Consider the following 13,127-nt stretch of genomic DNA (forward strand, 5'->3'; position numbering starts at 1 on the left):
CATGGCTGACGTGCAGGACTCCCTCTTTTCCGACCTCCCCGAACTTCCGCGCCCGGTTGAAGCGGCCGACGCGCCGCCGCCTTCGCCGAAGAAGCCGCGCGGCGCCACCGTGAAGCCGGTGGCTCCCGACGCGTCGCTGGTCGCTCTCGCCGCCGAGTTGCCGCCGCAGCTGCGCCTGGGCACCTCGTCGTGGAGCTACCCGGGCTGGGCCGGCCTGGTCTGGGACGGCGACTACGCCGAGACCGTGCTCTCGAAGAACGGCCTGTCGGCGCTCGCCCAGCACCCGCTGCTGCGCACCGTGAGCCTGGACCGCAACTTCTACCGCGCCCTCACCGCCAGCCAGTACGCGCGCTACGCGGCCATGGTGCCGGACGACTTCCGCTTCGTCGTGAAGGCCCCGAGCCTCGTGACCGACGCCACCGTGCGCGACGAAAGCGGCCGCGGCACGCAGGCCAACCCGGTGTTCCTGAGCCACGAGATCGCGCTGCAGGAGTTCGTGCAGCCGGCGCTCGACGGGCTGGGCCACCGCATCGGCGCGCTGGTGTTCCAGCTGAGCCCGATCCCCGCGCATCTGCTGGCCGACCAGCCCGCACTGATCGCACGCATCGGCGCGATGCTGGCGGCGATGCCCGACCTGAAGCCAACCGCACCCGACGCCGTGCTCGCCGTCGAGGTGCGCGACCCGCAGCTGCTGTGCCCCGCCTTCGCCGACATGCTGCGCAGCGTGGGCGCGACTTTCTGCATGGGCCTGCACGCGAAGATGCCGCCCATCGAAGACCAGCTGCCGATGCTGCGCGCCCTGTGGCCCGGGCCGCTGGTGTGCCGCTGGAACCTGCACCGCCGCCACGGCCGCTTCGGCTACGAAGACGCCGAAAAACTCTACGGCCCCTTCGACAAGGTGCTCGACCCCGACCCGGAAACCCGCGCCGCGCTGGCCAAGGTGATCGCCGGCACCACGGGCGCCGGGCAGAACGCCTTCGTCACCGTGAGCAACAACGCCGAAGGCTGCGCGCCGCTGACCATCGCCTCGCTGGCGCAGGACATCGTCGACCGGATCTGCCGCTAGGACGCCCGCTATGCCTTCGATCTCGTTTCGGCCCCTGCAATCCACGGATTTCGCGATGCTCCACGAGTGGCTGTGCCGCCCGCACGTGGCCGAATGGTGGACGCCCGTGCCCACGCTCGCCGAGGTCGAGGCCGACTTCACGCCGATGCTGGCGCCCGAGTCGCCCGACCGCGGCTACATCGCACTGCGCGACGGGCAGCCCTTGGGATTCATCCAGTCGTACGTCGTGATGGGTTCGGGCGACGGCTGGTGGGAAGACGAACGCGACCCGGGCGCGCGCGGCATCGACCAGTTCCTGGCGCAGGCGGACCAATTGAATCGCGGGCTCGGCAGCGCGATGGTGCGCGCCTTCACGGACCAGCTGTTCGCCGACCCGGCCGTGACGCGCATCCAGACCGATCCGTCGCCGCGCAACGCCCGCGCGATCCGCAGCTATGCCAAGGCTGGCTTCCGTGCGCTGGGCGAGGTGGTCACGCCCGACGGGCCCGCGCTGCTGATGGTGCGCGAGCGCGGCGTTTAGGCCACAGGCGGTGCGGCGCCGAGGTCGCACCACATGTGGACCTTCGACGAGAACGCGCCATCGAGCACGGTGGCCATCGGCTCGATGCCGAAGATCTGGAAGCCGCAGCGTTCGTACAGCGCCTGCGCCGGGCGGTTGCCTTCGGTCACGGTCAGCTGCACCAAGCGCACGCCGTCGAGCGTGCGTGCATGCGCGAGCAAGGCCTCCACCAGCTGCCGGCCGGCGCCCGCGCGCCGTGCCGATTCCGCCACCACCATGCCGAACAAGGTCGCCTTGTGGCGCGTGCGCTGCCGCGATTCGCGGCCCAGCCCCGCCGCGCCGATCAGCGCGCCGGTGGCATCGAAGGCGCCGTACACCACCTCGGCGGCATCGGCGTCCGTGCGCAGGCGCGTCTCCCACCAGGCCGGCGGCAGGCTGGCGCGCTCCTCGACCGTGGACGTGAACGCCTGGGGATGCCGCGCGTAGGCGTCGAGCATCAGCGCGCGGTAGGCCGGCGCGTCGACGGGAATCAGTCGGCGAACGGTGGGAGCGGCTTCAGAAACGGGCACAGACGGACTGCCTTTCCTGCAACACCGCCTCTTGCGCGAAGCGCTGGCGGTAGGTGTCGATCAACGCAGCGATGGCCGTGTCGGCCTTCGCATCGCGCGGGTGCAGCAGCACGACCAGCTTCGAGGGCTCGCGCACCACCTGCCCCGACGCACCACGCCACTGGCCGGCGGCATCGAGCACGGTGAAGCCTTGCGGAAAGGCCGGCGTGACACGGGTGTCGAGAAAGTCGGCCCAGTCGGCGTCGGACACCTGACCGCCCGTGGGGATGGCGCGGCCGAAATAGAGGGTGTCGCGCTCGAAGGCTTCGAAGCCCGCGCCGCAGTGGCCCGGTGGCCCTGCGGCGCACCCGGCAAGCACCGCAGCGGCCAACACGCCCGCCATGCCTGCGCGAGACAGCCTGGGGCGGGCGACGTTGTTCATGCCGGCCCCTCGGTCTTGGTTCAGGCCTCGGGCGCGATCGACTCGGCGTACTCGTACAGCGCGCCCAGGATTTCCTCGCCGCGCTCGTCGGCGTTCTCGGACAGCGCATCGACTTCGCTGAACAGCGCCTCGATGGTGCGCGCCCCGCCCTCGCCCTTGAAGAGGCGCGCCACGCGCAGCGCTTCCCAGCGCTCGGCTTCTTCCTCGTTCAGCGACTCGGGCCAGTTGCGTGCGCGGTAGCGGAAGAGGATCTCTTCAAGCCGCCCGTCGTCGAAGGCCACGCGCTCCTTGGCGAGCCCCTCGGGCGACAGCCCGCGCAGCTGGTTCAGGCGCCGGCGGTCGCCGTTGCCGACAAAACCGCCGTAGAGGTCTTCATCGACATCGGGCGTCGCCTCCTTCGGGCGGGAAAAGACCTGCGACCAGATCGCGCTCATGTCGGGCAGGTCGCGCGCGATGGCGGCGTGGCGCATGGCGGTGTCCATGTCGACGCCCCAGCGCTCGGCCATGGCCGGTGCCAGCGTGCGCAGGTTGCCGACCACCATCGGCGACTTGTTCAGGTGCACGCTCTTCATCGGCAGCCGCGTCATGCCTTCGGGCAGATCGGCGGTGCGCGTGAACAGGCGCAGGCGCAGCGTCTCGGCGTCGAGGTCGCGCAGTTCGCTCGGGTCTTGCGACAGGTCCCAGGCCAGCAGCTCGTTCTTGTTGGTCGGGTGGCTGGCCAGCGGCCACATCACGGCCAGGCAGCCGCGCTCGACCGGGAACATGCCCGACACGTGCAGGAAGGGCTTGGCGGTCTCGCGCATCGCGGGCAGGCCGAGCTCCATCGCCACGCGGTCCTTCTTGTGCAGGCCGAAGGCGAAGTCGAAGAGCTTGGGCTGCTTGTCGCGGATGAGCCGCGCCAGCGCGATGGTCGCGCGCACGTCGGACAGCGCATCGTGCGCCGATTCGTGCAGCAGGCCGTTGGCGCGCGCCAGGTCTTCCAGCTTGAAGCTGGGCTTGCCGTCTTCCTTCTTCGGCCACTCGATGCCGTCGGGGCGCAGCGCGTAGGTGAGGCGCACCACGTCGAGCAAGTCCCAGCGGCCGCAGTCGTTCTGCCATTCGCGCGCATACGGGTCGATGAGGTTGCGCCAGAACAGGAAGCGCGTGACCTCGTCGTCGAAGCGGATGGTGTTGTAGCCCACACCGATGGTGCCGGGCTGCGAGAAGGCCTGCTCGATGTGGGCCGCGAACTCGTGCTCGGGAATGCCGCGCTCCAGGCAGACCTGCGGCGTGATGCCGGTGATCAGGCAGGCCTCGGGGCTGGGCAGGTAGTCCGGCGCGGGCTTGCAGTAGATCATCAGCGGTTCGCCGACCTCGTTGAGCTCGGCGTCGGTGCGGATGGCCGCGAACTGCGAGGGACGGTCGCGGCGCGGCACGGCGCCGAAGGTTTCGTAGTCGTGCCAAAGAAAGGTGTGGTTCATTCAGAGCAAGGGAGAAAACAGTCGCGCAATGGCATCGCCGAGGCGGCGCCAGAAAGTCTGCGGGCGGTGGGCGCGCACCGCGCCGGAGCTGTGCAGGTCGGTTTCGAACTGCGCCGCCAGCGGCTGGGTCAGCGCGGGTCCGTAGACCACGGCGCAGACCTCGAAGTTGAGCCGGAAGCTGCGGTTGTCGAAATTGGCGGTGCCGATCATCGCGCAATGGTCGTCGACCACCAGCGTCTTGGAGTGCAGCATGCGTTCCTTGTACTCCCAGATCTTGACGCCGGCGGCGATCAGCTCGTCGAAGTACGAACGCGCGGCGGCGCTCACGATGGCCGAATCGCTGCGGCGCGGCACGAGCAGCCGCACGTCGACACCGCGCAGCGCCGCGCTGGTCAGCGCCATCAGCGCGGGCTCGCCCGGCACGAAGTACGGCGTGGTGAGCCAGGCCCGGCGCGTGGCCGAATGAATCGCCTCGACGTGCATGCGGTGGATGGCCTCGAAAGCGTTGTCGGGGCCGCTGGTGACGATCTGCACCGGGATGTCGCCCGCTTCCACCTGGGGCAGCAGCGCGTCCAGCACGGCGTCGGAGCGGTGCTGCTTTTCGCCGGTGGCGTAGCTCCAGTCCTCCAGGAAGGTGGTCTGCAGCCAGCGCACCGCGCTGCCTTCGATGCGCACATGCACGTCGTGGTACGCGTCCTTGGGGTTGGTGCGCTTGTCTTCCTCGTCGGTGATGTTCACGCCGCCCGTGAAGCCCACGCGGCCGTCGCACACCACGATCTTGCGGTGGGTGCGGTAGTTGGTCACGGGGCGCAGGCGCCGGCCGATCTTGGTGTCGTGGAACAGTGCCACCTCCACGCCCGCCGCGTGCATCGGCGCCATGAACTTGCGGCCGATGCGCTTGGAGCCGAGCGCGTCGAGCAGCAGGCGCACCCGCACGCCGGCCTGCGCACGCTCGACCAGCAGGTCGCGCAAGGCGGTGCCGATCCGGTCAGGCTCGAAGATGTAGTACTCGAGGTGGATGTGGTCGCGCGCCGCGCGCACGGCCTCGAAGATCGCGTCGAAGGTGCGCGCGCCGCCCGAGAGCAGCTCGACGCCCGTGGCGCTCGACACCGGCAGGCCGCACGCGGCGGTGCCCAGCCGGGCCATCTGCTGCAGCGCCGGCGGCGCGTGCTGCGAGGCGTCACGCAGCCGCGCCAGGTCGGCCTGCGCATGCGCGTTCGCGCGGTTGCGCAGGCGCTTGAGCCGCTGCTTGCGCAGCCGCTGCGGTCCCAGGAAGTAATAGACGATGAAGCCCGCGAACGGCAGCAGCGCCAGCGACAGGATCCAGCTCATGGTGGACACCGGCGCGCGCTTTTGCATCACGATCCAGATCGACAGCACGGCGATGTAGCCGCTCCACGCCAGGGAGAGGCCCGTTTTCCATTCGTGGCTGAGTTCGGGGAGGATCAAGGCAAAAGCGGTTGAAGGCGGAGTGTTTTCGGCCGGCCCAAAGAAAAAGGCCAGCAGCGAATGCTACCGGCCTTTGACTTCGTTCCTCAGAGAGGCGGGATCAGCCCGTGGCTGCTTCCTCCGCTTCGGGCTTCGACTTGCCTTCCTTCTTCGGGATCGGCTGGATGTCGAGCAGCACTTCGTCCTTCTCGTCGAGGTCGACTTCGAGGCGACCGCCGTCGGTCAGGCGACCGAACAGCAGCTCGTCGGCCAGTGCACGACGGATCGTGTCCTGGATCAGGCGCTGCATCGGGCGTGCGCCCATCAGCGGATCGAAGCCCTTCTTCGCCAGGTGCTTGCGCAGCTTGTCGGTGAAGGTGACCTCGACCTTCTTCTCGCTGAGCTGGGTTTCCAGTTGCAGCAGGAACTTGTCGACCACGCGCAGGATGACCTGTTCGTCGAGCGCCTTGAAGTTGACGATGGCGTCCAGACGGTTGCGGAATTCAGGCGTGAACAGGCGCTTGATGTCGCCCATTTCGTCGCCGGCCTGCCGCGCGTTCGTGAAGCCGATGGTCGCCTTGTTCATGGTCTCGGCGCCCGCGTTCGTCGTCATGATGATGATGACGTTGCGGAAGTCGGCCTTGCGCCCGTTGTTGTCCGTCAGCGTGCCGTGGTCCATGACCTGCAGCAGCACGTTGAAGATGTCCGGGTGCGCCTTCTCGATTTCATCGAGCAGCAGCACCGCGTGCGGCTTCTTCGTGACAGCCTCGGTCAGCAGACCGCCCTGGTCGAAACCGACGTAGCCCGGAGGCGCGCCGATCAAGCGGCTCACCGCGTGACGCTCCATGTACTCCGACATGTCGAAGCGGATCAGCTCGATGCCCATGATGTAGGCCAGCTGCTTCGCCGCTTCGGTCTTGCCGACGCCCGTGGGGCCGGAGAACAGGAACGAGCCGATCGGCTTGTCGCCCTTGCCCAGGCCCGAACGCGCCATCTTGACCGCGGAGGCCAGCACTTCGAGTGCCTTGTCCTGGCCGAACACCACGCTCTTGAGGTCGCGCTCGATCGTCTGCAGCTTGCTGCGGTCGTCGTTGCTGACGTTGGCCGGGGGAATGCGCGCGATCTTCGCGACGATTTCCTCGACCTCGGTCTTGCTGATGGTCTTCTTGCGCTTGCTCGGCGGCAGGATGCGTTGCGCAGCACCGGCTTCGTCGATGACGTCGATCGCCTTGTCGGGCAAATGACGGTCATTGATGTACTTGGCGCTGAGTTCGGCCGCGGCCTGCAAGGCGGCCACCGCGTACTTCACGCCATGGTGTTCCTCGAAGCGCGACTTCAGGCCCTTGAGGATGTCGACGGTTTCCTGCACCGACGGCTCGACCACGTCGACCTTCTGGAAACGACGCGACAGGGCCGCGTCCTTCTCGAAGATGCCGCGGTATTCCGTGAAGGTGGTGGCGCCGATGCACTTGAGCTGGCCGCTGGAGAGCGCCGGCTTGAGCAGGTTCGACGCATCGAGCGTGCCGCCCGAGGCTGCGCCCGCACCGATCAGGGTGTGGATTTCGTCGATGAACAGGATGGCGTTCGGCTTGTCCTTGAGCGACTTGAGCACGCCCTTCAGACGCTGTTCGAAGTCACCGCGGTACTTGGTGCCGGCCAGCAGCGCGCCCATGTCGAGCGAATAGACCTGCGCCTCGGCGAGGATCTCGGGCACGTCGCCCTGGGTGATGCGCCATGCCAGGCCTTCCGCGATCGCGGTCTTGCCCACGCCGGCCTCGCCCACGAGCAGTGGGTTGTTCTTGCGCCGGCGGCACAGGATCTGGATGACGCGCTCGACCTCGTATTCGCGGCCGATCAGCGGATCGATCTTGCCGTCCTTGGCGAGCTGGTTGAGGTTTTGCGTGAACTGCTCGAGCGGCGAGGCCTTCTCGTTGCGTTCGCCGCCGCCCTCTTCGCCCTCGCCCTGAGGCGCTTCGCCGCTGCCCTTGACGGCTTCCGGCGGATCGCTCTTCTTGATGCCGTGGGCAATGAAATTGACCACGTCCAGGCGGGTGACGCCCTGCTGGTGCAGGTAGTACACGGCGTGCGAATCCTTCTCGCCGAAGATCGCAACCAGCACGTTGGCGCCGGTGACTTCCTTCTTGCCGTTGCCGGTGGACTGCACATGCATGATGGCGCGCTGGATCACGCGCTGGAAACCCAGGGTGGGCTGGGTGTCTACATCATCGGTACCCGCCACTTGCGGCGTGTTGTCCTTGATGAAGTTGGTGAGCGACGCCCGCAGGTCGTCGACGTTCGCCGAGCAGGCGCGCAGAACTTCCGCGGCGCTCGGGTTGTCCAGCAAAGCGAGCAGCAGATGTTCCACGGTGATGAACTCGTGGCGTTGCTGCCGGGCCTCGACGAAGGCCATGTGCAAGCTGACTTCCAGTTCCTGGGCAATCATGTGATTTCCTTTTGCCTTGCTGTAAATAAGTTCTCAGATGGGTTGGAGCGCGTGCAATTCAACTGGTTCACGCGACCGGTTCGCTGACACATTGCAGCGGGTGCCCTGCCTGCTGCGCGGCCTCCATCACCTGATTGACCTTGGTGGCCGCCATGTCGCGGGAATAAACCCCACAGACACCCCGGCCATCGAGGTGGATCTTGAGCATGATCTGGGTCGCCGTCTCTCGGTCCTTGCTGAAGTATTCCTGCAGGATGACGATCACGAACTCCATCGGCGTGTAGTCGTCGTTCAGCATGACGACCTGGTACATCTGGGGCGGCGCCGTTTTTTGCGGGCGGCGCTCCAGAACGACCGAATCTCCGTCGTCGCCCGCCGGTTTCTGCGCCGGTGGGGTGCTGGGAGTTTTGGGAATTCTCGTTGCCATGAAAAAGATTCTATAGAGCGTGCAAGCACCGTGCCGACGCCAACAGACTTGGTGACGCCTATTCGACAAATCAAGAGGCATGCGTCGTGTACGACAGCACGAAGACAGACGTAAAAAAACCGGCAGGTTGCCGGTCTTTTTTACAGATTGCGCAGAACGGGACCTTTGGGCGCTGGCAATTTCCGGCCCGGCACCCGGGTCGGAACCGGCAGATCGGGCGGCAAGGCGTCGATTTCTTCGTCGGTGAGTTCGCGCTCGGGTGCCGATTCTGCTTCCTCGTGAACGGCTGCGGGCAGCCCGAGCGGGACCGGCGAGTTCTGCAGCTCCGAATCCTCGTGCAAGGCCGGTACTGGTGGCACTGGTCTCGGCCGCTGCGGGGGTGACGGTGCAACGGGCGGCGCAACCGGCCCTCCTCTTCTGCCCGGCCACGTAGGGAACACTGGCGACAACGCCTGCCATTCAGCCAGCCGCCGCGCATCCTGCTCAGCCTGCCACCGCGCCAGTGCCAAGCGTTGCGCTTTCTGATGTGCGGTCTGCTGCTGCCCGAGCAGCGCCAACTCGGCGCGGATCGCCAGCCGCATCTGTTCGCGCTCCGAATCCGAGGCACGGCGCTGCGCGTCGAGTTGCCTGCCGAGCCTGTGCGAGAACACCCAGAGACCCAGCAAGGCGCCGGCGGCGCCGACCGCGAAGCAGATGACAAGAAAGTTGGCCTGGATCAGCGTCACAGCGAAGCCTCCTCGTCGGCATCCCATTTGCGCAGCAGATCAAGTGGAATGGCATCGGCCACCTGGGAAAACCGCAGGCCGGTCATGCGTTCGGCCTGCTTGAGCAACACGGCGACAGGACTGCTCGGTTCGTGGTTCTCAAACCATCGGCGGGCCTTGCGAATGTCACGCAGGATGTCGTCGCGTGTCGCCAGGCCCTCACCGGCTGGCGTGCTTGCCGGCCACGACGGAAGCGGATCAGGCCTTGTTGCGGCCGCGGCAGGCGGCGCCGATGACCCGGTTCGCTGGAATGGGGCCAGCAACCGCACCAGCGGATGCAGCGGAGGCGCGTCCGGCCCCAGGTGCTGGCCAGCCCAGGCGACGATCTGCGCCGCCGCCTCGGCCGCTTGCGCCAACAGGCGCAGCGGCGCCTGGTCGTCGCCCGACGCAGCGGCCGCGAGGTCTGCCAACTGCTGCGCCATGGCCTCCGGACTGGCTGCGTCCGGCGCCCGGGGCATCGCAAAGGCGCGCTCGACTTCACGCACCGTCAGGTGCCGCGCGGCATTGGCTGCAATGACGACTTCTCGCACGTCGCTCAACAGGCCCTCCGGATCGGCCAGCGCAGCGAGCGCATTGGCGCGCACGGCCGGGTCGCGCTCGCCTTCGATCACCAACTGGGGGTGCACCGCTTCGGGCCAGGTCCGGAGCGCCTCGACCAGCAGCACCAACGACTGCGCAAGCCCTGCCGCCTGCGCCAGCCGGGTGCGTGCGCGGCACAGCCAGACAAAGAGATTGATGTCCCGCGTTCGCAGCAGCAGCCGGCGGCAGTCCCGTTCGATCTCGGCCCAGTTCGGCGCGTCGGGAGCTCCGACGAACTGCCCGTACTGCGCATCGCCACGCGGGGACATGCGCGCCAGCAGGACGGCGTATTCGGCGTCGTATTCCAGGCTGGGGCCGCAAGGCGCCGCCGCGCTGAAGGGGGACAGCCGGTCGCCCGCCTCACTGCGGGCGCGCGTGGCGTAGGCGGTGGGCTCGGCGTCGGTGTGGATGGGGGCAGTCATGGAGCAGGTTCTCCCAATGAAAGATTCAGCGCGCCGCGGCCGCTTGGCCGTGATGGCGCGAGCCGATGTACGCCTCGGGCTCGAACACCATGCCGACGGTGTAGCCGGGCGTCGAACGCGGCGCATCGACGGCAGGCCGCCCGTCTTCCGCGCGGCCAGAACCGCCGAGCCAGGTGGACCACCCGAGCTTCTCGGCGTCGTCGAGCCGTGCCGGCGGGGTGCTGTCGTTGCGCACACGCAGTTCCACCTCCCAGACGAATTCGTAGCCGACAAAGCCCCGCACCCATTCGACGAGCAAGCCCAGGTCCTGCCCCTGAGGGGTGAAACGCAGGTACTGCTCCAGGCTCAGCGGGCCGAGCACGAGGCGGAACTTGTTCTGCCGGTCGGCCACGACCTCCCCCGCCATGGCCCCGACGCCCATGATGCTGGAGGTCCGCGCGCGCCCCAGGTGGCTCTGGTCCTCGGGATCGATCCGGATCCAGTGGCGCACGAACTCCTGCAGCTGCACGGGCACGGCGAAAAAGTGCGCCAGCGTGGCGGCCAGCCCGTCGGGATTGCGGGCTTCGCGGGCCAGGTGGGTCGAGGCCGCCAACCGGGCGTGCGCGGGCAGCACCGAATCGCGGATCTCGAGCGGGTCGTGCCCCGTCAGGCGTGCGATGTAGCGGCTGAACGCCTCGTCCTCCGACCGGTCGAGTCCGGCAGCGGCCTGTCCTTGCGACCACGCCCGGTACATGTGCGTCAGGTAGCGGTGATGGAACAGGTCGAGAAAGTCCGCCAGGGTGCTGTCGTTGTGGTTTTCCGTGCGGTCCCGCACCAGTTCGGTGTAGTGCAGCGGCAACGGGCCATTGGGGCCCAGGAGCCCGAGGCCGTACAGGCGCACGACCGGCAGCGTCGGGTTGTTGCCGGACCGCGTCGGCGACGCCCCCGGCACCCGGCGCTCCGACTCGCCGGGCAGCACCACGCTGGCGATTTCGCGCGGCGCGAAGGTCAAGGCCGCCGCCTGCCCCAGCCGGAACGGCTCCTGCTGAGGGCGCCTGGCCAAGCCGACGGGAGGATGCTGCAGGTGGGACGCGCCGAAGCGCCTCAACAGGGACAGGAAGCCAAACCTCCACGGCGCACGCCGCAATCGTCCCAGCATGTCTTGAAGCGCCCCGCCGGGGGCTGCCTCGTGGGACTTCGTCATGAATTCCCCTCGCCTTCGTCGCTGTCCACGCGGTGCCGCGTTGTCGACCCCAGGTGAAGATGGCTGTCAGGCGACAGGTCATGGTGCTCTTGCCGTGTCAGGCTGGGCAATGGCGCACGGCTGTCGCGCGCCAGTTCCGGGGCGAACAGGCCCAGCACGTCCTCGGGCACCTCCTGGTCAAGCAAGCCTGATCTCACGAGGGGCGCGAAGTCTTCGATGATCCGGTCGATGCCCTCGCGCGGCAGCAGGATGTCGCGCAGCAACGGGTACGGCTCGGCCTGCCGGCGCAAGTCATCGAGCGTGGGCGCGGCTTCGTTGCCCGATGCCAGCAAGCCCTCCCAGTCGACGCGCCCCGAGAGTTGAGCGGGATCGCGCACGACGCGGACGAACTCCTCGTGCAGTTCGTCGAGCAGGCTGGCCGGGCGGCCATCGCCACGGGTCGGCGGGCTCGGCGGGCTCGCCGGGCGCGCCACAGGTTGTGCTTGCGTAGCCACGGGCGCATCACCGAGCAACCCCGCCAAGACATCCGCGACGGGCGACGGCTGCGCCCCCGCGATGTCGAGAACGCCGAACGGGTTCGCCAGCACATCCACGTGTTCGTCGCGCTCGCCGCCCTCCGGAGGGTCGTTGAAGGCCAATACACGCAGATCAAAGGGCTGCGCGTCGGACGCGGACGCAGGCGTGCGCGACGCCGCGCCCCGGTCGGCATCGGCGGACCCGCGCCGACCAGGCGTCTGCGTGCCCGGCTGCCTCACGTCGGCCGGGGCGCCTTGCTCGACCGTGAAACGCAACAGCCCGAGTTCCAGCGTGTCCCCCGGCGCGACCGGCACGCTCGCTCCTGCGGGCACACGCTCGCCCCGACACACGCACATCAGCGTGTGGCTGCTGTTCGTCAAACGCCATTCCCCTGCACTGTCGCTCCATGCGATGCGGCACAGATTGGCCGCGCGCCATTGCGCTTCGCTCTGACGCTCCCCGCACAGCTGGAGCGCGTCGGCCATGCCGGCGCCGGAGGGAGGGATCGACAACGCGCCACGCCGCGGCTCCCCGTTGCTGTGCGTGAGTTGCAGGCGCAACGGGGTCTTTTCGGCGTCGCCCCCCTGTGTCTCCGTGCGGATCATGGTGCATCCCCCCACAGCTTCTGCAGCCGGTTGGCCGCCCCGATGAAGCGCCCTTGCGCGTCCTGCTGCCAGAACGCCATTTCCGCCCGGGGTCCCTGCAGCCGACTCGGCCAGTCGGCCCATGGCAGAAAGCGAACGCCTTGCAGCGCCGCGGCGGGATCGTCCGGCAGCGCGGGCCCCGTCCCACGTTCGAGCAATGCCTGCATCTGCCGGCGCCGATGCGCGCGGTTGCTCTCGTCCTTCAATGCCGCACGCCCGTTCTGCGACTGTTGCACGCGCCACAGCGCCCGCACCGTGCGCTCCAGCACGCGCAGATCGGCCGCCCCCTGGGCACAGGCATGACGGGCCACGGCACGCGCAAGCCAGAACTGCCAATCCAGGGGCTCCTGCACCAGAGCGCCGAAGTGCGCCTGCGTCCAGCGTGGATGCGCCAGTTGGTAGACAAGCAAGGGGTGGTGCCGACCCACCTTGTCGACGGAGGGCGCGATCACGCCCAGCACGAAGCGCCGCCGCGCGAACGCCAGCGTTCCTGGCGGAAGCACGAAGGCGACGGGAATCGCCATGGCACGTGCCGTGGCGTCCGCCCCGGCATGGCGGCACTGCTGGGCCAGCCAAGGCATCCACGCGTCCGGCTCTCCGTGGCGGACGCCGCTGCGAACGAAATCCGCATGACCGGGAAGTTTTCCCCAGATGGCGGGCGGGGTGACGTGCCACGCGGCACGCAGCATGCTCCACATCCGCATGG

General features: G+C 68.3%; 13 protein-coding genes. 2 read left to right on the forward strand and 11 right to left on the reverse strand.

Annotated features, from left to right (window positions below):
* Position 1 precedes the first annotated feature (1 nt).
* Positions 2–1,066, forward strand: coding sequence for a DUF72 domain-containing protein (locus AC1RLW_RS05145; RefSeq protein ID WP_493192400.1), 1,065 nt, complete (start codon positions 2–4; stop codon positions 1,064–1,066).
* Positions 1,067–1,076: 10 nt separating this feature from the next.
* Positions 1,077–1,586, forward strand: coding sequence for a GNAT family N-acetyltransferase (locus AC1RLW_RS05150; protein WP_493192401.1), 510 nt, complete (start codon positions 1,077–1,079; stop codon positions 1,584–1,586).
* Here the strand turns inward: AC1RLW_RS05150 and AC1RLW_RS05155 are convergent.
* From AC1RLW_RS05155 to tagF, 11 genes are all read right to left on the reverse strand, one after another.
* Positions 1,583–2,134 (reverse strand): GNAT family N-acetyltransferase, encoded by a 552-nt coding sequence (locus tag AC1RLW_RS05155; RefSeq protein WP_493192402.1) that lies wholly within the window; start codon positions 2,132–2,134, stop codon positions 1,583–1,585. The two genes, AC1RLW_RS05150 and AC1RLW_RS05155, sit on opposite strands and share 4 nt — an antisense overlap.
* Complete coding sequence (locus AC1RLW_RS05160) at positions 2,121–2,555, reverse strand: DUF3574 domain-containing protein (RefSeq protein ID WP_493192403.1); 435 nt, start codon at positions 2,553–2,555, stop codon at positions 2,121–2,123. Before AC1RLW_RS05160 ends, AC1RLW_RS05155 begins: the two co-directional genes overlap by 14 nt.
* Positions 2,556–2,575: 20 nt before the next feature.
* Entirely contained in the window at positions 2,576–4,015 is a 1,440-nt protein-coding gene (gene sbcB / locus AC1RLW_RS05165; protein WP_095745215.1) for an exodeoxyribonuclease I, read from the reverse strand.
* Positions 4,016–5,464 carry a cardiolipin synthase gene (cls, locus tag AC1RLW_RS05170; RefSeq protein ID WP_062471451.1) on the reverse strand — a complete coding sequence of 483 codons (1,449 nt, stop codon included), beginning with the start codon at positions 5,462–5,464 and terminating at the stop codon, positions 4,016–4,018.
* Between the two features lie 100 nt (positions 5,465–5,564).
* Positions 5,565–7,886, reverse strand: coding sequence for an ATP-dependent Clp protease ATP-binding subunit ClpA (gene clpA / locus AC1RLW_RS05175; protein ID WP_062471453.1), 2,322 nt, complete (start codon positions 7,884–7,886; stop codon positions 5,565–5,567).
* Between the two features lie 67 nt (positions 7,887–7,953).
* On the reverse strand, positions 7,954–8,313 hold the full coding sequence (gene clpS, locus AC1RLW_RS05180; protein WP_062471456.1) for an ATP-dependent Clp protease adapter ClpS: 360 nt from the start codon (positions 8,311–8,313) through the stop codon (positions 7,954–7,956).
* A gap of 140 nt (positions 8,314–8,453) precedes the next feature.
* On the reverse strand, positions 8,454–9,038 hold the full coding sequence (locus AC1RLW_RS05185; protein WP_493192404.1) for a hypothetical protein: 585 nt from the start codon (positions 9,036–9,038) through the stop codon (positions 8,454–8,456).
* Positions 9,035–10,078 carry a type VI secretion system protein TssA gene (locus tag AC1RLW_RS05190; protein WP_493192405.1) on the reverse strand — a complete coding sequence of 348 codons (1,044 nt, stop codon included), beginning with the start codon at positions 10,076–10,078 and terminating at the stop codon, positions 9,035–9,037. Before AC1RLW_RS05190 ends, AC1RLW_RS05185 begins: the two co-directional genes overlap by 4 nt.
* Before the next feature lie 25 nt (positions 10,079–10,103).
* Positions 10,104–11,261, reverse strand: coding sequence for a type VI secretion system baseplate subunit TssG (gene tssG / locus AC1RLW_RS05195; protein ID WP_493192406.1), 1,158 nt, complete (start codon positions 11,259–11,261; stop codon positions 10,104–10,106).
* Positions 11,258–12,382 (reverse strand): TagK domain-containing protein, encoded by a 1,125-nt coding sequence (locus AC1RLW_RS05200; protein ID WP_493192407.1) that lies wholly within the window; start codon positions 12,380–12,382, stop codon positions 11,258–11,260. The genes tssG and AC1RLW_RS05200 overlap by 4 nt, the downstream gene beginning before the upstream one ends.
* Complete coding sequence (tagF, locus tag AC1RLW_RS05205; RefSeq protein WP_493192408.1) at positions 12,379–13,110, reverse strand: type VI secretion system-associated protein TagF; 732 nt, start codon at positions 13,108–13,110, stop codon at positions 12,379–12,381. The genes AC1RLW_RS05200 and tagF overlap by 4 nt, the downstream gene beginning before the upstream one ends.
* Positions 13,111–13,127: the final 17 nt, after the last annotated feature.

The sequence above is a fragment of the Variovorax sp. GW822-FHT04A09 genome, from assembly GCF_058801005.1.

Coding starts and splice junctions, on each gene's coding strand:
- AC1RLW_RS05145 (WP_493192400.1), top strand. CDS start 2: ATGGCTGACGTGCAGGACTCCCTCTTTTCCGACCTCCCCGAACTTCCG.
- AC1RLW_RS05160 (WP_493192403.1), bottom strand. CDS start 2,555: ATGAACAACGTCGCCCGCCCCAGGCTGTCTCGCGCAGGCATGGCGGGC.
- tssG (WP_493192406.1), bottom strand. CDS start 11,261: ATGACGAAGTCCCACGAGGCAGCCCCCGGCGGGGCGCTTCAAGACATG.
- AC1RLW_RS05200 (WP_493192407.1), bottom strand. CDS start 12,382: ATGATCCGCACGGAGACACAGGGGGGCGACGCCGAAAAGACCCCGTTG.
- sbcB (WP_095745215.1), bottom strand. CDS start 4,015: ATGAACCACACCTTTCTTTGGCACGACTACGAAACCTTCGGCGCCGTG.
- tagF (WP_493192408.1), bottom strand. CDS start 13,110: ATGCTGCGTGCCGCGTGGCACGTCACCCCGCCCGCCATCTGGGGAAAA.
- AC1RLW_RS05190 (WP_493192405.1), bottom strand. CDS start 10,078: ATGACTGCCCCCATCCACACCGACGCCGAGCCCACCGCCTACGCCACG.
- AC1RLW_RS05150 (WP_493192401.1), top strand. CDS start 1,077: ATGCCTTCGATCTCGTTTCGGCCCCTGCAATCCACGGATTTCGCGATG.
- clpS (WP_062471456.1), bottom strand. CDS start 8,313: ATGGCAACGAGAATTCCCAAAACTCCCAGCACCCCACCGGCGCAGAAA.
- clpA (WP_062471453.1), bottom strand. CDS start 7,886: ATGATTGCCCAGGAACTGGAAGTCAGCTTGCACATGGCCTTCGTCGAG.